This is a genomic window from Streptomyces sp. NPDC002754 (assembly GCF_053592315.1).
Map to the genome: position 1 here is coordinate 25,452 of NZ_JBSFVM010000033.1, position 18,559 is coordinate 44,010.

General features: G+C 71.0%; 18 protein-coding genes. 6 read left to right on the forward strand and 12 right to left on the reverse strand.

Translation table 11 applies throughout. The annotated features are described in order from the left end of the window. Positions 1-57: 57 nt before the first annotated feature. Both ACWD2L_RS35575 and ACWD2L_RS35580 read left to right on the forward strand, forming a co-directional pair. Positions 58-333, forward strand: a complete 276-nt coding sequence (locus ACWD2L_RS35575; RefSeq protein ID WP_351338908.1) for a type II toxin-antitoxin system Phd/YefM family antitoxin — start codon at positions 58-60, stop codon at positions 331-333. After that, positions 330-590 carry a Txe/YoeB family addiction module toxin gene (locus ACWD2L_RS35580; RefSeq protein WP_351338906.1) on the forward strand — a complete coding sequence of 87 codons (261 nt, stop codon included), beginning with the start codon at positions 330-332 and terminating at the stop codon, positions 588-590. Before ACWD2L_RS35575 ends, ACWD2L_RS35580 begins: the two co-directional genes overlap by 4 nt. Positions 591-645: 55 nt before the next feature. Here the strand turns inward: ACWD2L_RS35580 and ACWD2L_RS35585 are convergent, their stop codons facing one another. From ACWD2L_RS35585 to ACWD2L_RS35610, 6 genes are all read right to left on the reverse strand, one after another. Beyond that, on the reverse strand, positions 646-1,971 hold the full coding sequence (locus tag ACWD2L_RS35585; RefSeq protein WP_351338928.1) for a hypothetical protein: 1,326 nt from the start codon (positions 1,969-1,971) through the stop codon (positions 646-648). A gap of 38 nt (positions 1,972-2,009) precedes the next feature. Next, the gene (locus tag ACWD2L_RS35590; protein ID WP_351338903.1) at positions 2,010-3,164 is read right to left on the reverse strand and encodes a hypothetical protein; all 1,155 of its coding nucleotides are present in this window, start codon (positions 3,162-3,164) and stop codon (positions 2,010-2,012) included. Continuing rightward, positions 3,161-3,886, reverse strand: a complete 726-nt coding sequence (locus tag ACWD2L_RS35595; protein ID WP_351338901.1) for a COG1470 family protein — start codon at positions 3,884-3,886, stop codon at positions 3,161-3,163. The genes ACWD2L_RS35590 and ACWD2L_RS35595 overlap by 4 nt, the downstream gene beginning before the upstream one ends. 373 nt (positions 3,887-4,259) lie before the next feature. After that, complete coding sequence (locus tag ACWD2L_RS35600) at positions 4,260-4,964, reverse strand: LPXTG cell wall anchor domain-containing protein (protein ID WP_351338899.1); 705 nt, start codon at positions 4,962-4,964, stop codon at positions 4,260-4,262. Positions 4,965-5,109: 145 nt separating this feature from the next. Then, on the reverse strand, positions 5,110-5,601 hold the full coding sequence (locus ACWD2L_RS35605) for an ATP-binding protein (protein ID WP_351338896.1): 492 nt from the start codon (positions 5,599-5,601) through the stop codon (positions 5,110-5,112). A 281-nt stretch (positions 5,602-5,882) separates the two neighbouring features. Then, positions 5,883-6,266, reverse strand: coding sequence for an STAS domain-containing protein (locus tag ACWD2L_RS35610; protein WP_351338893.1), 384 nt, complete (start codon positions 6,264-6,266; stop codon positions 5,883-5,885). 243 nt (positions 6,267-6,509) lie between these two features. Between ACWD2L_RS35610 and ACWD2L_RS35615 the strand changes: the two genes are divergently transcribed. Beyond that, positions 6,510-7,421, forward strand: coding sequence for an RNA polymerase sigma factor SigF (locus tag ACWD2L_RS35615; RefSeq protein ID WP_351338891.1), 912 nt, complete (start codon positions 6,510-6,512; stop codon positions 7,419-7,421). A 253-nt stretch (positions 7,422-7,674) separates the two neighbouring features. After that, entirely contained in the window at positions 7,675-9,300 is a 1,626-nt protein-coding gene (locus tag ACWD2L_RS35620) for an RICIN domain-containing protein (RefSeq protein WP_351338888.1), read from the forward strand. 3 nt (positions 9,301-9,303) lie between these two features. On the opposite strand, the gene ACWD2L_RS35625 is transcribed toward ACWD2L_RS35620, so the two are convergent. The 6 genes from ACWD2L_RS35625 to hutU all read right to left on the reverse strand — a co-directional run bounded on the left by ACWD2L_RS35625 (position 9,304) and on the right by hutU (position 17,067). After that, on the reverse strand, positions 9,304-10,155 hold the full coding sequence (locus ACWD2L_RS35625; protein ID WP_351338886.1) for a hypothetical protein: 852 nt from the start codon (positions 10,153-10,155) through the stop codon (positions 9,304-9,306). 468 nt (positions 10,156-10,623) lie between these two features. Further along, positions 10,624-11,235: a Uma2 family endonuclease gene (locus ACWD2L_RS35630; RefSeq protein ID WP_451193165.1), complete on the reverse strand. Its 612-nt coding sequence runs from the start codon at positions 11,233-11,235 to the stop codon at positions 10,624-10,626. A 75-nt stretch (positions 11,236-11,310) separates the two neighbouring features. Beyond that, positions 11,311-12,483, reverse strand: coding sequence for an imidazolonepropionase (gene hutI, locus ACWD2L_RS35635; protein ID WP_351338882.1), 1,173 nt, complete (start codon positions 12,481-12,483; stop codon positions 11,311-11,313). Positions 12,484-12,749: 266 nt separating this feature from the next. Then, positions 12,750-14,102, reverse strand: a complete 1,353-nt coding sequence (locus tag ACWD2L_RS35640; protein WP_451193168.1) for a formimidoylglutamate deiminase — start codon at positions 14,100-14,102, stop codon at positions 12,750-12,752. Then, a complete protein-coding gene (locus ACWD2L_RS35645) occupies positions 14,099-15,301 on the reverse strand; it encodes an allantoate amidohydrolase (RefSeq protein WP_351338922.1) in 1,203 nt (400 codons plus the stop codon). The genes ACWD2L_RS35640 and ACWD2L_RS35645 overlap by 4 nt, the downstream gene beginning before the upstream one ends. A gap of 107 nt (positions 15,302-15,408) precedes the next feature. After that, positions 15,409-17,067, reverse strand: a complete 1,659-nt coding sequence (hutU, locus tag ACWD2L_RS35650; RefSeq protein ID WP_351338879.1) for a urocanate hydratase — start codon at positions 17,065-17,067, stop codon at positions 15,409-15,411. A 296-nt stretch (positions 17,068-17,363) separates the two neighbouring features. Between hutU and ACWD2L_RS35655 the strand changes: the two genes are divergently transcribed. Both ACWD2L_RS35655 and ACWD2L_RS35660 read left to right on the forward strand, forming a co-directional pair. Next, entirely contained in the window at positions 17,364-17,777 is a 414-nt protein-coding gene (locus ACWD2L_RS35655) for a hypothetical protein (RefSeq protein WP_451193171.1), read from the forward strand. After that, positions 17,774-18,538: a transcriptional regulator gene (locus ACWD2L_RS35660; protein WP_351338875.1), complete on the forward strand. Its 765-nt coding sequence runs from the start codon at positions 17,774-17,776 to the stop codon at positions 18,536-18,538. Before ACWD2L_RS35655 ends, ACWD2L_RS35660 begins: the two co-directional genes overlap by 4 nt. Positions 18,539-18,559 lie beyond the last annotated feature (21 nt).

Sequence of the window (18,559 nt, forward strand, 5' to 3'; positions counted from 1 at the left end):
ACAATGTAGGTACCGTGAAGTCGTACGACTCTACGGCCCCACCTCAAGGGAGCGGACATGTCCATCAGCGCCAGCGAGGCCCGCGCCACCCTGTTCCCGCTGATAGAGCGTGTCAACGACGACCACGAGCCCGTACGGATCACGTCGCGGGGCGGGGACGCGGTCCTGATGTCCGCCGACGACTACGACGCCTGGCAGGAGACGGTCTACCTGCTGCGCTCCCCCGCCAACGCCCAGCGCCTGATGGAGGCCGTGGCGCGGGACCGCGCGGGCCATCCCGGTGCCGAGAAGTCGCTGGACGAGTTGCGCGACCTCGCGGGGGGCGAGGAGTGAGGAGTGTCCACTTCGACACCGCCGCCTGGGAGGACTTCAGCTGGTGGCTGTCGGCGGACCGCAAGACCGCGCGGCGGATCACCCGCCTGATCGCGGAGATCCAGCGCACCCCGTTCGAGGGCATCGGCAAGCCCGAACCCTTCAAGGGCGATCTGTCGGGCTACTGGTCGCGTCGCATCGATGACGAACACCGGCTCGTGTACCGGGCCGACGACAAGGAAGTGAAGATCCTCAAGGCCCGCTATCACTACTCGTGACCGTTCACGACTGAGGGGCCGCCGCACCGGTTCGGTGCGGCGGCCCCTTCGCGTGCTACCGCCGGACCACCCTCCTCGCCCGCGGCAGGAACGTGAAGACCGCGCCGCCCAGGAGGATCACCGTGCCGGCCGCCAGGCCGAGGGCGCGGAGGGCGCCGTCGTTGGAGGAGCCGGTTTCGGCGAGGCCGCCGCCGGTTGCCGCGGAGCCGCCCGCCGCCGAGCCGCCGGCCGAACCGCCCGCCGAACCCGTGCCGCCGGCCGCGCCGCCCGCCTGCTTCGACGTGTCGAGCTCCAGGGAGACCGGAGCCTTGCTCGGCGTGCAGGTGGTGGTCGTGCCCAGCGCCTTCACCGTGAGGACGCCCGGCGACAGCGTCGACTTGCCGTCGGCGCCCGGCTTGTACGTGCCGGTCATGTCCGGGATCTCGATCGGGTCACCGGACTTGAACGCCTTCTTGTTGGTCGGGCCCTCGACGGGGACCGTGCCCTTGTCGGAGCCGCCCAGCTTCACCGCCATCGACGGTTTCACCGAGTCGGCCGGGATGTCGGCGGGGCTGTCCATCACGGACTTCTTGAACTTCACCGTGATGCCGAAGTTCCCGCCGTCCTTCTTGGCGTCGATCTGCACCGGAGACGTGGCGCTCTTGTCGCCGATGGGCGTCTTGCAGGAGTAGGGGACGCTGACCTCCTTGCCGGTGAAGTCGCTCTTGCCGCCGCTGTCGTCGCCGCCGCTCGTGGAGCCACCGGAATCGCCGGAGCCGCCGGAGTCCCCGGAGCCGCCCGAGTCGCCGCCGGAGCTCGACGAGCCACCCGTCGACGTGCCCGGCAGACCGCCGATGGCGCCACCGGAGCTGCTCGAACCGCCCGAACTCGCGGCCCCCTCAAGGACCTTGATGACCGCGCCCGGATCCACGCTCTCCTTCGGAGAGCACTTGGTGTCCGTCGACACCGGCTTGCTGACGTTGATGTTGTACTTGTCCGGGGCCAGCTTCACCTCCCCCGCCTTCTCCAGCTTCAGCTTGCCCGTCATCGTGGACAGCTTCATCGCACTGTTCTTGGGGATCGCCGGGTTCTCGCGCGGCCCCTGCATGTCGATGTCACCGGTCTGCGCCCCGGCCGCCTTCAGCGTGCCGGTGGGCTGGACGGTGTTCTCGCTGAGGTCGAGGACGTCCGGGTTCTTCGACGCGCCCTGGATGAACTTCCAGGTCACATTGACCGTGTCGCCGACCTTCGCCGTGGCGGGCGCCGCGATCTGCGTGATCGTGGTGCCCTGCACCGGGTCGAGCCCGGAGATCGAGGGCGGTATGCACTCCGTCTTGTACGAGATGTCGGCGGCCTGCGCGGGGGACGCCCCCATGAACAGCAGGCCCGCCCCGCCGAGCATCAGGGCGACACCCGCCGCGCTCACTCTCCGTTGGATGCTCACGTATTCCCTTTCGTCGTCGGACTGTTCTCTGACGGTGCGGAGAGTTGACCGGCCGCGGACCGCTCCGGACCGGAGGGACCGGTGTCCGGGGTGAACCAGGGCAGAGTCGTGGTCTGTGTCGTGCCGGCGCCGGCCGGCGCGGTGGGCGCGTCGGCGGGCGCGGGCCGCTTCGGTTTCTGCTGCGGCAGCCGCACCTTCGGAAGCCGTACGGTGCGCCCGCCCGCGCCACCTCCGGACCGCGGCCCCTTGGACCTCGACCGGCGATCACGCGGTCGTACGCGGTCCACGACCGCCATGCCGATCCGGAAGACGGCCGCCGGCACGACGACGCAGAGCAGGATCCAGAAGAGGGTGACGCCCCAGGGACGGCCCACGCCCCAGGGCTGTTCGGCCAGCACCTTCCCGCCGTACTTGAGCGAGACGAGATAGTCGCCGTGCGCGCCGGCCGACAGCTCGACGGGCAGCTTGATCCGCTCCTTCTGCCCCGGCTTGATCGTGCCGCGCCACTGCTGGTCCTCCCATTGCGGCGCGAACACGCCGTGGGAGGTGCCGACTTGGAAGACGGGGTTCTTGACCGGGCTCGAACCGACGTTGCCCACGGTGAAGGAGAAGGACCGCGACGGCGGTGCGCCGAACCACGTCAGCAGGCCGCCCGAGCCTTCGAGCCGGGTGTCGGCCACCATGGTCAGCTGCCCGCTGCCGGACGTCTTCGGCAGCGCCTTCACGGGGTGCCCCGCCACCTGGAACACCGCGTCCGCCTGCGCCTTCTGCCCGGTCACCGTGGCGACATGGACGACGCACGGGCACGACTGCGGCGGCTCGGCGACCGGAAGCGACTTGCTGAACGCTCCCTTGGCATCGGTGGTGACCGCGCGGCCCTCGGCGTTGGCACAGGAGTTGGTGCCGCCGATGACACCGCGCGACGGGCTCGACTGCCCGCAGATCAGCATCATCAGCAGCGTGTCGGGCCGCCAGTCCGCACCCTTCACGGTGATCGAACCCCCGGCCCCCGCCTGGGACTTGGAGAGGCTCACGGACGGCTTGTCGGCGGCGGAGGCGGAGCCTGCCCAGGGCGCGGTCCCCGCGAGCAGGGCACCCAGGAGGGCAAGGACGGTCAGCAGCCGCGAGGCGCTACGGCGGCGGCGATTCATGGCGCACTCCTTACGTTCCCTTGTCGGCGGAGCAGTCGGAGCAGGTGCGGCGGTACGGGCCAGGTGGGCCGCCTGCGGCGCAGGTACCAGTAGACGGCGCAGCCCGCGCCCGCGAGAACGGCGAGGATCCCGCCGACCACCGGCCACGGCACGAACCGGGCGCTCGCCGTGGCCGAGTCCGCCGCCCCGCCGCCCGCGGTGACCGTCACCTTCACGTCGACGGCGTCGAGCGCCGGGGCGTTCTTCCATGGTTCGGTGAGGCTGACCCTGCGGCCCGGCGGCAGTTGCACCGGCAGGGCCCGGCTCCTGTCGAGGGTGGCGCCGAGCATCCCGTCGGCCCGTACCGCGAGGCGCGGCGCGAGCGTCGTGTTGCCGCGGTTGACCACGTCGTAGGCGATGGCGCCCTTGTCCACCCGTACGTTCTCGACCGTGAGGGCGGACAGCGTGGGGCCGCTGACCCGCAGGTGGACGCCGACCGCGGCGTCGCGCCCGGCGACCCGTGCCACGACCGCGCCCGGGTGGTCGCCGGGGGTGGCGCCCGCGGGTACGGAGACCGTGAAGGGGACCTCGGCGCGGGTGCGCGCCGGGATCTTCACGGACTCCTCGGCGAACCGAATCCACGCCCCGGTGTCCTTGGCCTTCTTCCGATCACCCCGACCCTCGCCGTCGGCCCCGCGCAACGAGACCTCCAGCGACTTGCCACTCTCATTCGTGACCGCCACCTCGTCCTCCAACACGGCCCCGGCCGCCCCCTCCGCATAGACATACGCCCGCCCATCCCCATCAGCGGGCCGCGTACCACCGGCGGAGGAGGGTGCGACGGTCCAACCGGGTCCGGCCGCGATGGCCGGAGCGGAGAGGCCGCCCAAGGCAAGCGCCACGGCGCAGAGCAAGGTGGGAACGAGGCTGAAGCCCCATTTCAAGCCCCTGCGGCGATTGAGCAGGCCTTCCAAGCCCCTGCGGCGATTGAGCAGGCCTTTCAAGCCCCGCCGGCGATTGAGGCGCGGGGTCCGGGGCAGAGCCCCGCGGCCGCAACCCCGCGGGACCCCACCACCCATCGACGAGCGCAACGTCATCTCGACGACTCACGCCCCCTTAACGGGACGCCGCCTGATTCCGCCGGGTCAACCACAACACTCCCGCCGCCCCGGCCAGAAGCACCGTTCCACCCAACGTCCCCAGCGCAATCGCCGAATCCTCCGGCCCGGTCTGCGGCAACTCCCCACCCCCGGACGGCGCGGACGCCGAGGACCCGGAGTCCGCGGCACCACCGCCACCCGCGGCCCCCTTCACGTCCATCTCGAGCGACGGCTTGGGACTGTTGGACGGCGTACAGGTGGTGTTCGTACCGAGCGCCTTGATGGTGAGGACGCCGGCGGTGAAGTTCACGTTGCCGCTCTTCTTGGGGGTGTACGTCCCCGTCAGGTCACTGATCTTGATCGGACTGTTGGCGGGGATCGCCTTGTCGTTCGCGGGCCCGGTCGCCGTGAACTGGCCACTGTCGGCGCCGCCCACCTTGATGACCGCGCTCGGATGCATCGCACCCTTGCCGAGCTCGACGGGGCTGGAGGAGACGCCCTTCTGGAAGGACATCGTGATCTTGTAGCCGCTGCCGCTCTTGGCGCTCTTCATGTCGATCGGGGAGACGGCTCCCTTGTTCCCGATCGGCGTCTTGCACTGGTAGTTGACGTTCTGCACCGTGGCCGAGGCGGTGGGGGCGGCCATCAGCACCGCCGAGCCTGCCAAAGCCGCGCTGAGCGCGAACGCGGCGGTTCGTTTCTGGTACGTCCGGTACGACACCTCGAAGTCCCTTCAGACCGAAGGTTACTGACGGTTCATCAGATCTGGGTGGCTCAAGGTACGCCGGGGGCCTTGTCGAGGGAAGACAAAGAGCACGCCGGATCGAAGTCGATCCGGCGTGCTCTTCAAACCGTACGAAAGGGGGCTACGCGGGGGCGCCGACCTCCGCCCACACGACCTTGCCCGTGACGCCCGGGGTGCGGACAACTCCCCAGTCGAGGCAGAGGCGTTGGACGATGAACATGCCGTGCCCGCCGGGCCGGCCGACCCGGTGCGGGGTGCGCGGCGCCGGCTGGCCCGCCCCGCGGTCCGCGACCTCGATGCGCAGCACCTTGTTGGCCGGGGAGTCGCCGAAGTACAGGATGATCTCGTCGGGCCCCTCGGCGTGCAGGCACGCGTTCGTGACGAGTTCGGAGACGACGAGCAGCACGTCCTCCGCCGCGGCCCGGCGGTCCGCGGTCGCCGCCGGCAGCCAGCCCCAGGCATGCAGCGCCTCGCGGGTGAAGTCGCGGGCGAGCGGCACGATGCCACTCGCGCCGCTGAGGCTCAGCCTGCGGACCCGCGGACCCGCGAAGACCGGCACTTCACCGGACTCGGGGCCGTGGTCGCCCGGCGAGTAAGGCCGGGTGGTGCTCATCAGCACTTCACCTCACCGATTCACCAATTCAGCTTCAGGATTCAGGTTCAGGGTCCGAGTGCCCACTGCCCGGCCAAGAAGTCCGGGTCGAGGATCGGGGTCGGAGGGTCATCGAAGTCGCAGGGTCGGAGTCGTGTTCGGGGGTCTCCTGCCCGACGGAACGACGGAAACACCCACTTGTTGAGAACGGCTCCTGTGACGCTGGTAACGCCGCGATCACGTAGCGACAACTGGAGCGTAACTTCTGCGGTCGACCACAGCACGCAGTCGCCCGGTTCCGGTCAGTCGCCGGAGGGGTCCGGCGCGAGGGCGTCGTCGAGTGACGCGTGCACCGTAAAGACGGCCTCCGCGCCAGTGATCTCGAACACCCTGGCAACCACCGGGAGCATGCCCGCGAGGTGCACTCCGCCACCGGCCGCCTCGGCCTTGAGACGGGCCCCGAGCAGCACGTTCAACCCCGTCGAATCGCAGAATTCGAGGCGTGAACAGTCGATCACCAGCCGGGAATGTCCATTGTTGAGGCATTCATCCAGGGGGTCGCGCAGCAGATCGGCCGTATGGTGATCCAACTCACCGGCCGGTGTCACGACGGCACTGGAGCCCTCTTGCCGCACCTCGACCAGAAGCCGGCCCCGATGCGCACTGCCGACTGTCCCGCGGTCCATGACGTCTCTCTCTCGCTGCCTTCGACGTGCCGATTGACGCCCTCGAACACTACGCCCTCCGACTGCGCATCGGCACCCGAACAACCTCTAGAATTCGGACATTTCAGCACAGAGCGCACTTGCGACCGGGTGTGGAAAACGGGTAGGCCTAGTAAGGACAACTTTCGACCACGACCGGCTTTGGAGGCGCCGCACTAAGAAGCAGTGCACGCATTGGCATCGGCAGCCATATGCCGAGAACGCATGGAGGACATCATGTCAGCCCGGCTCGACGAATCGCGTACTGACCTGGCGACGTCGACACTCCCCCCGGAAACGCACATCGACGTCGAGACCGAGACCCTTGAGGGCCTCGAAGGTCTCCCGGAGATCCCTCCGTTCGACGAGGTGGGGCCGCTCGACGCCCGAGCCCTCTCCAAGACCCTCTTCGAGCGCCTCGAGTCCCTCGAAGAAGGCACTCACGAATTTTCGTACGTCCGCAACACACTGGTCGAGCTGAACCTGGCTCTGGTCAAGTTCGCGGCCTCCCGGTTCCGCTCCCGCAGCGAACCGATGGAGGACATCATCCAGGTCGGCACCATCGGCCTGATCAAGGCGATCGACCGGTTCGAGCTGAGCCGCGGCGTCGAGTTCCCGACCTTCGCGATGCCGACCATCGTCGGCGAGATCAAGCGCTTCTTCCGCGACACGTCCTGGTCGGTGCGGGTTCCCCGGCGCCTCCAGGAACTCCGTCTCGACCTCGCCAAGGCGGGCGACGAACTCGCCCAGCAGCTCGATCGCGCCCCCACGGTGGGCGAGCTCGCCGAACGCCTGGGCCTGTCGAAGGAAGAGGTCGTCGAGGGCATGGCGGCGTCCAACGCCTACACCGCCAGCTCGCTCGACGCCCAGCCGGAGGAGGACGACTCCGAGGGCGCGCTCGCGGACCGCATCGGCTACGAGGACCACGGACTCGAAGGCATCGAGTACGTCGAGTCCCTGAAGCCGCTGATCGCCGACCTCCCGCCGCGCGACCGCAAGATCCTCTCGCTGCGCTTCGTCGCCAACATGACGCAGTCCGAGATCGGTGAGGAACTGGGCATCTCGCAGATGCACGTATCGCGGCTGCTGTCGCGGACGCTGGTGCGCCTGCGCAAGGGTCTGACGCTCGAGGAATAATCGCTCGACCCCGCAGTACTTGCACCACCTGCACCACTTGCACCACTTGCACCACCTGCGACACCTGTAACGCCCTGTCACGCCGAGGGGGTCGACCGTCACCACGGTCGGCCCCCTCGGTGTTTTTTGCGCCAACTCCCGCCGATCAACGCCCGGTTACCGCGGGGAACACCTACCCGTACCACCTCTCCTGCACCACTATGAGCACCCATCCAGGCCTCGGCTCTGGGCCTCGTCGACAGGAGAAGACACGGTGTCTGCGAACGGTGGCGTCCATGCCACGGCGCCCGACCACCGGCTCGTCGCCCTGCTGCGGGCCGACGCACCGGCCGCGTACCAGGCGCTCGGCGAGCTGCGCGGCAGGCACCGGCACGCGCTCCTCGCCTACGCGCGGGTGTGCGCCAACGACCCGGACTCCGCACGGCAGTTGGGCGCGCAGGCCTTCGCGCGCGCCGCACGCGAGGTCGCGCGCGGCGTCGAACCGCGCGGCTCCTGGCGGCACCACGCGCTGCTGCTCGTCCACCGCACCGCGGCCGAGTGGGCCGCCGACGAGCGCCGCGCCCTCCTCGCTCCCGGCCTGCTGGGCGCCCTCGGCCGACCCGACGCCCACCGGGCGCCCGCGCTGCTCTCCGCCTTCCATACGCTGGCGCCGCACGCCCAGACGCTGCTGTGGCACTCCGTGGTGGACGGGGATTCCGACGCCGCCACGGGTATCGCCATCGCCGTGCCCGCGCGGGACGTGGCGCAGGCGCGCGGTGCGGCGCTCGACGCACTGCGCGACGCCTGCCTCGCGGCGCGCGTCGCCCGCGCGCAGGGCACGCACTGCCGCGGTTACGGGCGCCTCATCGAGGAGGCGACCAGACCGGGCCGGCCGCGCGGCACCGCCGACCTCGACTCGCACCTCGCCCGCTGCCCGAGCTGCACCGCCGCGTACCTGGCACTGACGGCTCTCCGTGACGACCCGCGCCGCGCCCTCGCGGAGGGCCTGCTGCCGTGGGGCGGCACGGACTACCTACTGACCGAGGCCCCCGCGCCCCCGGCAGCGGCCCCGCGCCGCCACCGCGCGAAGCCGCCGACGCGGGCGGACCGCCGCCCGGCCCGCCGCGCCCGCCGAAGGGCAGCCCGGAACCACACGGCCGTCCGCGCGACACCGATGGGCTTCGCGCTCGCCTCGGCCGCGGTCGGCGTGGCGCTCGTACCGCTGCTGATCCTGACGCTGACGGAGGGCCGCCCGGACCTCTCGGCGGTGGGCCAGGGCATGGGCGCCACGCCCTCGACACCACCCCCGGTCCGGGTGACGGTCACGGCGACGACGACGGCCACCACCACAACCACGACGACCGCCACGGCGACGACGACCGCGCGGAGCACGGAGACGGTCACGGTGCCGCCGCCCTCGCGGGCCGAGCCGACCCCGAAGCCGTCCTCGTCCACCCACGAGCCGAAGCCTCCGCGCTTCCTCCCGCCCGGCGAGGACTACGCGGAGGTGATCGACGTCGCCTCCGGCCTGTGCCTCGACGTCTCCCGCACGCCCATGGCTGACGGCGACGACGTCGTGGCCGCGAAGTGCGACCGCACGGGCAGCCAGCAGTGGCGCGTGGACGCGGCCCGCGACGTCATCCAGTCCGCCGCCAACCCCGACTTCTGCCTGGACAACCGCGGCGACACCGACCGCACGATCGGCCTCTGGCGCTGCGCGGCGGCCGACGGCGCCAACCCCGAGAACCTCGCCTTCTCGATCCACGGCGACGGCTCGATCCGCCCCGCCACCGACCGTGCGACAGCCCTCACCCCGCTCGACGACGGCACGTTCCGGGTGGGCCAACGGAAGTTCCACGGCGGGGACGAGCAGCGCTGGCGGGCGGGCAAGAGCCTGTAATCGCTAGTCGACGGGGCGCAGCGCGGCCCTCGCGAGGGCGATCACGTCGCGCAGGCCCTGGCCGGGGGCGGCCGCCGGAACCGTCGACGACTTCGCCTCCAGCCCGGCGCAGCTGCGGCAGATCCCCTTCCCGACTCCGCGCGGCAGCGGGTCGCGGCACTCGGCGCACTCACCGAGCGGTACAACTTGCGTGCGCTGGACGGCAGTTGTCGGGGCAGCCGTAGGCGGCCGGTTCTCCAGGCGGTACCTGACGAGGGCGGCAGCGGAGCGGAGTGCGCGTGGCAGGTCCGTGGTCAGGCAGCGGCGGAGGTCGGTTTCGGTGGCGCCGGTCGCCAGTGCGGCGTCGATGAGCGGCGCGAGGCTTTCGACGTCACGAGCGCCCAGGCGCAGCGCCGGTTCGCGGTCGGCGAGGCGTTCCAGGAACGCCGCCCCACGGTTGGGGGTGTTGTCCATCGGTGTTTCACCCAAGGGGCATGCGCCGACGGCCTGCCCCGTCGCGTCACCGACGGGCGGGTCCTGGACACTCGGCCCGAAGGCGACGGCGACCTCCTCGGGGGAGGTCAACGGCACGTTGGAAGCGACGACTTGGGTGGTCCAGCGACCGGTCTCCGGGTCCTGCGTGCGCCGGGTGTGGAGGTAGCCCTCCTCCTCCAGCTGCCGCCTGGCCTTGCGTACGGCCAGACGGCCTTCCGGCATCTTCTCGCCGAGGGACTGGACGGTTTCCCGGGAGCCCTCGGGGAGGGACAGGGCCCAGAGGAGGAGGCGTACGGCCGTGCCGTTCAGACGCGGATTCCGGATGATCTCGTTCGGAACCTGAGAGAAGAAACGGGCAGGCGGGATAGCATGCTTGAGCATCGCGGTGGACCTCTGATCCATTCGCCGGTGAAGGCCCTCAGATCGGTGTTGCTGCACCGCTGGGGGCCGCCCCGCGTTTACACACGGAGCGTGATGACGCGATTACTGTAGCGCGGACTTTGCGGCGAAGTTTACGAAAGCCGTCCACCTGTCCACCGAAATGGCCGGGGTGGGGCCGGAGTTGGCGACCACACCGCCGAGCTCGGCCGGGTGACGATGCCGCACGTTTTCGGCAAGCGCCGCATCGTGCTCGTAGCGTGAGGCCATGACCACACGCGCGCCATCCCCGAGCGGCGGGTCCTGGAGGACCTGGTTCGTACGGGGACCGTCGATCCGGACAACGCGGCGTCGGCTCGCGGACTCGGCGACTGGCAGCCGCTGCCCGCTCGGACGGGCGCCCCATCCACGTTGTCCGACGTGTTGCTGCGGATGCGTGGCGAGGAGGACCGGTGATCCTCCTCGCGTGCGTCAGGGCACCAGGCTCCTGAGCCCGATGTCGACGGGGAAGGGGACGGCCGTCTTCAGGCGATCGCGGTGGATGCCGGTGGCGACGTACGTGTGCGTCATGGTGTCGAGTTCGTAGGTGTGGACGGCGGGGGCGCCCGCCTCGTCCTCGATGCGCCAGAAGTGGGGGATCCGGGCCTGCGCGTACTTGAAGGGCTTCAGGGACCGGTCCCGGTCGGCCGACTCCTCCGAGACGACCTCGATGACCAGCACCACGTCCGCGGGCGCGTACCAGGTACGGTCCGGGTCGTACGCGGCGGTGGTCACCAGGATGTCGGGCTCGGGGCGGCTCTTCCTGTCCAACCGGACGGTCATCTCACGCTCGGTGTCGAACCCCGCCGGAGCGGCCTGCCGAAGGGTGAAGGTCAGGTTCTCCACCAGCCGGGAGTGCCAGGACCGCTGCGGCGACATCCTGAAGATCAAGGATCCGTCGAGGAGTTCGGTGTGCCGCGGCGCCTGGGGAAGGTGATCGAGGTCGTCCGCCTCCCAGCCACTCGGCCTCGGCGGGATCATCCAGTCGGGGCGTTCAGCGGTCACGGCTTCCTCCAGCGCCTGAGCAACGACGTCCAAGGACATGATCCCGGATCGCGGATGCGGGCCACATGGCTGAGGCCGGCCCAGTAGATGCCTCCGGCCCGCGAGCGGTGCGGCTCAGGCGGCCCGCGCTCCGGCTCGCCACACCTCCGAGACCAGCGGGACGCCCGGGCGGTACGCGAAGTGGACGTGGCTCGGGGCGTCCAGGAAGGTCAGGTCGGCGCGGGCGCCCGGGGAGAGGTGGCCGACGTCCGTGCGGCGGAGGGCCTTCGCGCCGCCCGCCGTGGCCGACCAGAGGGCCTCGTCGGGGGTCATGCCCATGTCCCGTACGGCGAGGGCGATACAGAAGGGGACGGAGGACGTGTAGGACGAGCCCGGATTGCAGTCCGTCGACAACGCGACCGTCGCGCCCGCGTCCAGGAGGCGGCGGGCGTTCGGCCACTCGGCGCGGGTGGAGAACTCGGCGCCGGGGAGGAGGGTGGCCACCGTGTTGCCGTTCGCGAGGGCGTCGACGTCCGCATCCGTGAGGTGGGTGCAGTGGTCGGCGCTCGCCGCGTCGAGCTCTACTGCGAGTTGGACACCGGGGCCGTAGCTGAGCTGGTTCGCGTGGATGCGGGGGAGCAGGCCCTTGGCCTTGCCTGCCACCAGGATCGCGCGGGCCTGGTCGCCGTCGAAGGCGCCCTTTTCGCAGAAGACGTCGACCCAGCGGGCGTGGGGGGCGCAGGCGTCCAGCATGTCGCCGGTGACCAGGTCCACGTATGCCGCCGGGTCGTCGGCGTAGTCCGGGGAGACGATGTGGGCGCCCAGGTAGGTGACCTCGTCGGTGTGGGCCGATGCGATGCGCAGGGCGCGTTCTTCGTCCTGGACCGTGAGGCCGTAGCCCGACTTGGTTTCGAACGTTGTCGTGCCCTGGCGGAGGGCCTCCGCCAGGTGGTGCTTGAGGTTGGCTTCCAGGGACTCGTCCGTGGCTGCGCGGGTTGCAGCCACTGTGGTGCGGATGCCGCCCGCGGAGTAGCTCTGGCCCGACATGCGGGCGTTGAACTCGGCGGTGCGGTCGCCGGCGAAGACGAGGTGGGAGTGGGAGTCGACGAAGCCGGGGATCACGGCGCGGCCGGCCGCGTCGTGGGTGGTGTCGGCTGCGGGGGCCTTGGTTGTTGGGCCGGTCCAGGCGATTTTGCCGTTCTCGATGACGATGGCGGCGTTGTGGAGTTGGCCGAGGGGGCCCTCGCCGAGGGTCGGGTCGTTCGTGACCAGGGTGCCGATGTTGGTGATGGCCGTGGTGGTGGTCATGGTTCCTCTCCGTGGTGGCCGGGGTTCTCCTCCCCGCCCCGCCCCTTCCCGAAAGCCCTCAATCGCCGGGCGGGCTGGGTGGGCGGGCCTGCCCGAAAGTCCTGCCGGGCGGGCTGGGTGGGTAGGCGGGCCTGCCCGAAAGTCCTGCCGGACGGGCCTGCTCAATCGCCGCAGGGGCTTGATAATCAAGCCCCGCCGGCGATTGAGGCGATCTTTCAGCCCCTGCGGCGATTGAGCAGCGGGGTCCGGGGCGGAGCCCCGAGGCGTTAGGCGTGCAGCGCTGCGATTGTCGACGTCAGGGCTTCGGCGACGTTGCCGAGGCGGGCGTGGGTGCCGTCGCGGACCACCACCCGGCCGCCCACCACCACGTCGGAGACGTCTTCCGCGCTCGCCGCGAACACCGCCGTCTCCGCGCCGAAGCGGGGCTCGGGGCCCGCCGTGCGGACGGAGTCGAGGCGGATCGTGACCAGGTCGGCGATCGCGCCCGGCTCGATCGCGCCCGCGTCGTCCCAGCCGAGGGACGCGTGGCCGGCGGCCGAGGCCGCGCGGAGGAGGGCCGCTGCCGTCCAGTGGCCGCGCGTACGGGTACGGAGGCGTTCGTTCAGCTCCATGGCGCGCGCCTCTTCGAAGAGGTCGATCACCGCGTGGCTGTCGGAGCCGAGGGAGAGGGGCGAACCCGCCCGCTCCAGTGCCACCGCCGGGCCGATGCCGTCCGCCAGGTCGCGTTCCGTCGTCGGGCACATGCAGGTGCCCGTGGACGAGCCGCCGAGCAGCGCGATGTCCGCGTCCGTGAGGTGGGTGTTGTGGACGCCCGTCGTGCGGGGGCCCAATACGCCGTTGTCCGAGAGGAGTTGGGTGGGGGTGCAGCCGTGGGCCGCCTCGCACGCGTCGTTCTCCGCCGTCTGCTCGGAGAGGTGTACGTGGAGGGGGGCCCGGCGGGCCGACGCCCATTCCGCGACCGTCGAGAGCTGTGCGGCGGGGACCGCTCGTACCGAGTGGACGGCAGCTCCGATCCGGGCGTGCGCGCGGTCCTTGAGCAGCGACGCGCGCTCCGCCCACGCCTGCGCCGTGCCGTCGCTGAAGCGCCGCTGGTGGTGGTCCGGTTCCTTGCCGAAGCCGGAGGAGACGTACGCCGTGTCGAGGAGGGTGATGCGGATGCCGGCTTCCTCGGCCGCCGCGATCAGCGCCTCGCCCATCGCGTTCGGGTCGGCGTACGCCGTGCCGCCGGGGGCGTGGTGGAGATAGTGGAACTCCCCCACCGCCGTGATCCCTGCCAGTGCCATCTCCGCGTAGACCGCCCGCGCCAGCGCGTGGTACGTGTCCGGCGTCAGGCGGTCCGCCACCGAGTACATGACCTCGCGCCACGTCCAGAACGTCCCCGAGCCGACCTGCACGGTCGATCGGAGCGCCCGGTGGAAGGCGTGGCTGTGGGCATTGGCGAGGCCGGGGAGGGTGAGGCCGCGCAGCGCGGTCGCGCCGGGCGTGGGTGCGCCGACCCCCGTGCGGACCGCCGTGAAGCGGCCCACCCCGTCTTGCTCGGACACGTCCACCGCCACGCCCGGCTCGACATGCGTGCCGAGCCAGGCGTGTTCCAACCAGTACGTCGTCGTCTGCGTCACGTGCAGGCCAGTCCTTCCAGTACGTCGGCCAGTGCGCGTACCCCTTCCAGGCAGTCGTCCTCGGCCGCGTTCTCGGCCGGGGAGTGCGAGACGCCCGTCGGGTTGCGTACGAACAGCATGGCGGTGGGGATCGACTGGGCGAGGATTCCCGCGTCGTGTCCCGCTCCCGTTCCGAGGACGGGGACCCGCAGGGCGTCGGATGTGCCCAGGATGCGGGCGAGCTCGTCGCGCAGCGCGTTGTCGAACTCGACGATCGGCGTGAACGACTCACGGGTCAGCGATACGTCGATGCCGTGCGCGTCGGCGTATTCGCGGGCCGCCCTCTCGATCCCCGTGACCGTCGCGTCCAGGGACTGCTGGTCGGCGGCGCGCGAGTCGAGCCAGCCGCGTACGAGGGAGGGGATCGCGTTGACGCCGTTCGGCTCGACCGAGATCTTGCCGAATGTCGCTACTGCGCCTGCCAGTTGGGCTTCGCGACGGGCAGCCAGGACCGTCTCCGCGTAGGACAGCATCGGGTCGCGGCGGTCGACCAGGCGGGTCGTGCCCGCGTGGTTGGCCTCGCCGCGGAAGTCGAAGCGCCAGCGGCCGTGCGGCCAGATGGAGCTGGCGATGCCGACGGCGTCGCCGGACAGGTCGAGGGCGCGGCCCTGCTCCACGTGGAGTTCGATGAACGCGCCGATACGGTCCAGGCGTTCGCGGTCGGCGCCGATCGCGTCCGGGTCGTGGCCCGCCCGCTCCATCGCCTGCGGGAGGGTGATCCCGTCGGCGTCCGTGAGCTGGTGGGCCGCCTCGCGGGTGAGGACACCGGACGTGAGGCGGGAGCCGACGCAGGCGAGGCCGAAGCGGGCGCCCTCCTCGTCGCCGAAGTTGGTGATCGCGAGGGGCTTGGTGAACTCCGCTCCCCTGCGGTGGAGTTCGTCCAGGGCGGCGAAGGAGGAGACGACGCCGAGGGGGCCGTCGAAGGCGCCGCCGTCCGGGACGGAGTCCAGGTGGGAGCCCGTGACGATGGCGTCGCCGGCCTGTGGGTCGCCTTGCCAGGCCCACTGGTTGCCGTTGCGGTCCAGTTCGTAGGTCAGGCCGCGGGATTCGGCCTGGGCCTTGAACCAGGCGCGGCAGTCGGTGTCGGCCGCCGTCCAGGCGTAGCGCCTGTAGCCGCCGGAGTCGGGGTTGCGGCCGATGGGGTGCAGCTCGCGCCACATCTCCAGGAAGCTCGGAGGATTCCCCACCCCGCCCCTTCCCGAAAGTCCTGCCGGACGGTCCTGCTCAAACGCCGCAGGGGCTTGAGTGGCGGGACCGGCTTGATTCGTCACTCGCCCTCCCGCATCGGGACGCGGACGCCGCGCTCGGCCGCGACGTCGATCGCGTGGTCGTAGCCCGCGTCGACGTGGCGGATGACGCCCATCGCCGGGTCGTTCGTGAGGACGCGCTCGATCTTCTCCGCGGCGAGCGGAGTGCCGTCCGCGACGCAGACCTGGCCCGCGTGGATGGAGCGGCCCATGCCGACGCCGCCGCCGTGGTGAAGGGAGACCCAGGTCGCGCCGGACGACGTGTTGACCAGGGCGTTCAGGAGCGGCCAGTCGGCGATCGCGTCGGAGCCGTCCTTCATGGACTCGGTCTCGCGGTACGGGGACGCGACCGAGCCCGAGTCGAGGTGGTCGCGGCCGATCGCGACGGGGGCGGAGAGCTCGCCGGACGCCACCATCTCGTTGAACTTGAGACCCGCCAGGTGGCGTTCGCCGTAGCCGAGCCAGCAGATGCGCGCCGGGAGACCCTCGAAGGCGATGCGGTCGGCGGCCATGTCCAGCCAGCGGTGCAGGTGCTTGTTCTCGGGGAAGAGTTCCTTGATGGCCTTGTCCGTCTTGGCGATGTCCTCGGGGTCGCCGGACAGTGCCGCCCAGCGGAACGGGCCGAGGCCCTCCTCGAACAGCGGGCGGATGTGCGCCGGGACGAAGCCGGGGAAGTCGAAGGCGCGGTCGTAGCCCGCCTTGCGGGCCTCGTCGCGGATCGAGTTGCCGTAGTCGAAGACCTCGGCGCCCGCGTCCAGGAAGCCGACCATGGCCTCGACGTGCAGGCGCATCGACTGGCGCGCCTTCTCCGTGAAGCCGGCCGGGTCCGCCTCGCGCTCCTTGTCCCAGTCCTCGACCGAGACGCCGACGGGCAGGTAGGCGAGCGGGTCGTGGGCCGAGGTCTGGTCGGTGACGATGTCGATCGGGGCGCCGCGGCGCAGCAGCTCCGGGAAGACCTCCGCGGCGTTGCCGACGACGCCGATGGACAGGGCGCGGCGCTCGTCGCGGGCCTGGACCGCCAGCTCAAGCGCATGGTCGAGGTTGTCGGCCTTGACGTCGAGGTAGCGGGTGCCGATGCGGCGGTCGATGCGCGTCTCGTCGACGTCGACGCAGAGCGCGACGCCCTCGTTCATCGAGATGGCCAGCGGCTGGGCGCCGCCCATGCCGCCGACACCGGCGGTGAGCGTGATGGTCCCGGCGAGCGTGCCGTCGAACTTCTTGCGGGCGACCGCGCCGAAGGTCTCGTACGTGCCCTGGACGATGCCCTGCGAGCCGATGTAGATCCACGAGCCGGCCGTCATCTGGCCGTACATCATGAGGCCCTCGGCCTCCAGCTTGCGGAACTCCTCCCAGTTGGCCCAGTCGCCGACCAGGTTGGAGTTGGCGAGCAGCACGCGCGGCGCCCACTCGCTGGTGCGCAGCACGCCGACCGGCTTGCCGGACTGGACGAGGAGGGTCTCGTCCGACTTCAGCGTCTTCAGCGTGCGCACGATCGCGTCGTACGCCTCCCAGGACCGGGCCGCCTTGCCCGTGCCGCCGTAGACGACGAGCTTGTCGGGGTGCTCCGCCACCTCGCCGTCCAGGTTGTTCATGAGCATCCGCAGGGCGCCCTCCTGCTGCCACCCGAGGGTGTTGAGCTCGGTGCCGCGCGGGGCTCGTACGGGGCGGGGTCCTGACATCGGCGGCCTCCTGGTGTGCGTATCCATCAGCTGTTCAGTCTTCTATTCACATCCTGACTCCCTGAATAGGACTAGTCAATAGGTGGTCATCGGCGTACCGTGGCCGCCGTTCACGATCCGGGCCAGATCCACATCAATCCGCCACCTTCTGCGGATGGTTGGCGGATTTTAGTCCTCCAGCGCATGTTCCACTGGAAAATGCCATAAGCCTCACCTGGCCTCCGCACCGTCCGTAGCCTCGTCGTCACAGCTGCACCAGTGACACATGCACGACGATCAGGTGGGGAGTTCGAGGCGTGCCCGGAATCGACGAGTGTCTCCTGGAGGTCATGCGGCTTCCCGGAGCACGCGGTGCCTCTGTCGTCGACTGGACCAGCGGGCTCGCCCTGGGCGCGGTCGGCGACTCACGCAACGGGGACCATGAGGAGAGCGCCGCCGAGACCGCCGAACTGGCCCGGCTCGCCGCCGAACACACGGCCTTCGCCCCGGCCGCCGGCAGCGACTGGGCCCCGGGCAGCGCTGCCGACAAGGCGCCGCCCGTGGAGGACGTCATCGTCACCAACCGCGACGGGTACCACCTGCTGCGCTTCGTGCGGACCACCTTCGACAGCAGCGTCTTCGTACATCTGTGGCTGGACCGGACCGAGGGCAACCTCGCGCTCGCCCGGCTGCGGCTCACCGACATAGCCGACCGGCTGGTCCTGGGATGAGCACCGAGACCGCCGCCGGTGTCTCGCCGATGCTGACCCGCCTCGCCGACGAGCAGGCCACCGGCGCCCTGATCCGGGAGCACGGCACCCTCTACCTCGAAAGCGGCCGGGTCGTGCACGCGGAGTCGCCCGCGACGCCCGGCATGGACGTACTGCTCACCACCGGCGGTGCGGTGCAGGCCGAGGGGTGGTCGGAGGCCGTGGACCGGGCGGGCGCGCTCCGGCGGGTCGGCCGCTTCCTCGTCGAGCAGGGCAGGCTCTCCGACGGGGCGCTCGAACTGTGCCACCTGGGCGCCCTGTTCGACGCCTCGTATTTCACGCTCGCCCCCAGCAGCGGCCCCACCCGGTTCCGCTACGGCGTCTCCCACTGGTTCGGGAAGGTGCGGCCCGTGCCGGTGGCGGCCGTCGAGCGGGAGACGCTGCGCCGCCGCGAACTGCTCCAGCGGATCTGGCCGGAGCCGGACACGGACACGGCGCCGCTCACCCGGATCGTCCGGCACGGCGAGGTGGGCGTGCCACCGCGCAGACGCAGCGTCCTCGACCTGGTCGACGGCGAGCGGACGGCCTCCCAAATCGCGCTCACCCTGGGCAGGCCCGCCTTCCACACCCTCGTCGACCTGCGGCGCCTCGCCGCGTGCGGCCTGGTGACCACGGCCCCCGCCCCGGCTCCGGCTCCGCCCGAGTGGCTCGGGCTCGGCGTCGTCGAGGACCCGGACGTGGCCCTGCTGCGGCGGCTGCGCGCCGGTCTGGAGGCCCTGTGAGACGCCTGCTGCGTATCTCGC

Bases quoted from the DNA above. Each gene is read 5' to 3' on its own strand.
- ACWD2L_RS35585 (WP_351338928.1), bottom strand. From the start codon at position 1,971: ATGCTCGGCGGGGCGGGCCTGCTGTTCATGGGGGCGTCCCCCGCGCAG.
- hutI (WP_351338882.1), bottom strand. From the start codon at position 12,483: ATGACCACCACCACGGCCATCACCAACATCGGCACCCTGGTCACGAAC.
- ACWD2L_RS35645 (WP_351338922.1), bottom strand. From the start codon at position 15,301: ATGTGGCGCGAGCTGCACCCCATCGGCCGCAACCCCGACTCCGGCGGC.
- ACWD2L_RS35575 (WP_351338908.1), top strand. From the start codon at position 58: ATGTCCATCAGCGCCAGCGAGGCCCGCGCCACCCTGTTCCCGCTGATA.
- ACWD2L_RS35610 (WP_351338893.1), bottom strand. From the start codon at position 6,266: ATGGACCGCGGGACAGTCGGCAGTGCGCATCGGGGCCGGCTTCTGGTC.
- ACWD2L_RS35630 (WP_451193165.1), bottom strand. From the start codon at position 11,235: ATGTCCTTGGACGTCGTTGCTCAGGCGCTGGAGGAAGCCGTGACCGCT.
- ACWD2L_RS35605 (WP_351338896.1), bottom strand. From the start codon at position 5,601: ATGAGCACCACCCGGCCTTACTCGCCGGGCGACCACGGCCCCGAGTCC.
- hutU (WP_351338879.1), bottom strand. From the start codon at position 17,067: ATGTCAGGACCCCGCCCCGTACGAGCCCCGCGCGGCACCGAGCTCAAC.
- ACWD2L_RS35625 (WP_351338886.1), bottom strand. From the start codon at position 10,155: ATGCTCAAGCATGCTATCCCGCCTGCCCGTTTCTTCTCTCAGGTTCCG.
- ACWD2L_RS35590 (WP_351338903.1), bottom strand. From the start codon at position 3,164: ATGAATCGCCGCCGCCGTAGCGCCTCGCGGCTGCTGACCGTCCTTGCC.
- ACWD2L_RS35660 (WP_351338875.1), top strand. From the start codon at position 17,774: ATGAGCACCGAGACCGCCGCCGGTGTCTCGCCGATGCTGACCCGCCTC.
- ACWD2L_RS35615 (WP_351338891.1), top strand. From the start codon at position 6,510: ATGGAGGACATCATGTCAGCCCGGCTCGACGAATCGCGTACTGACCTG.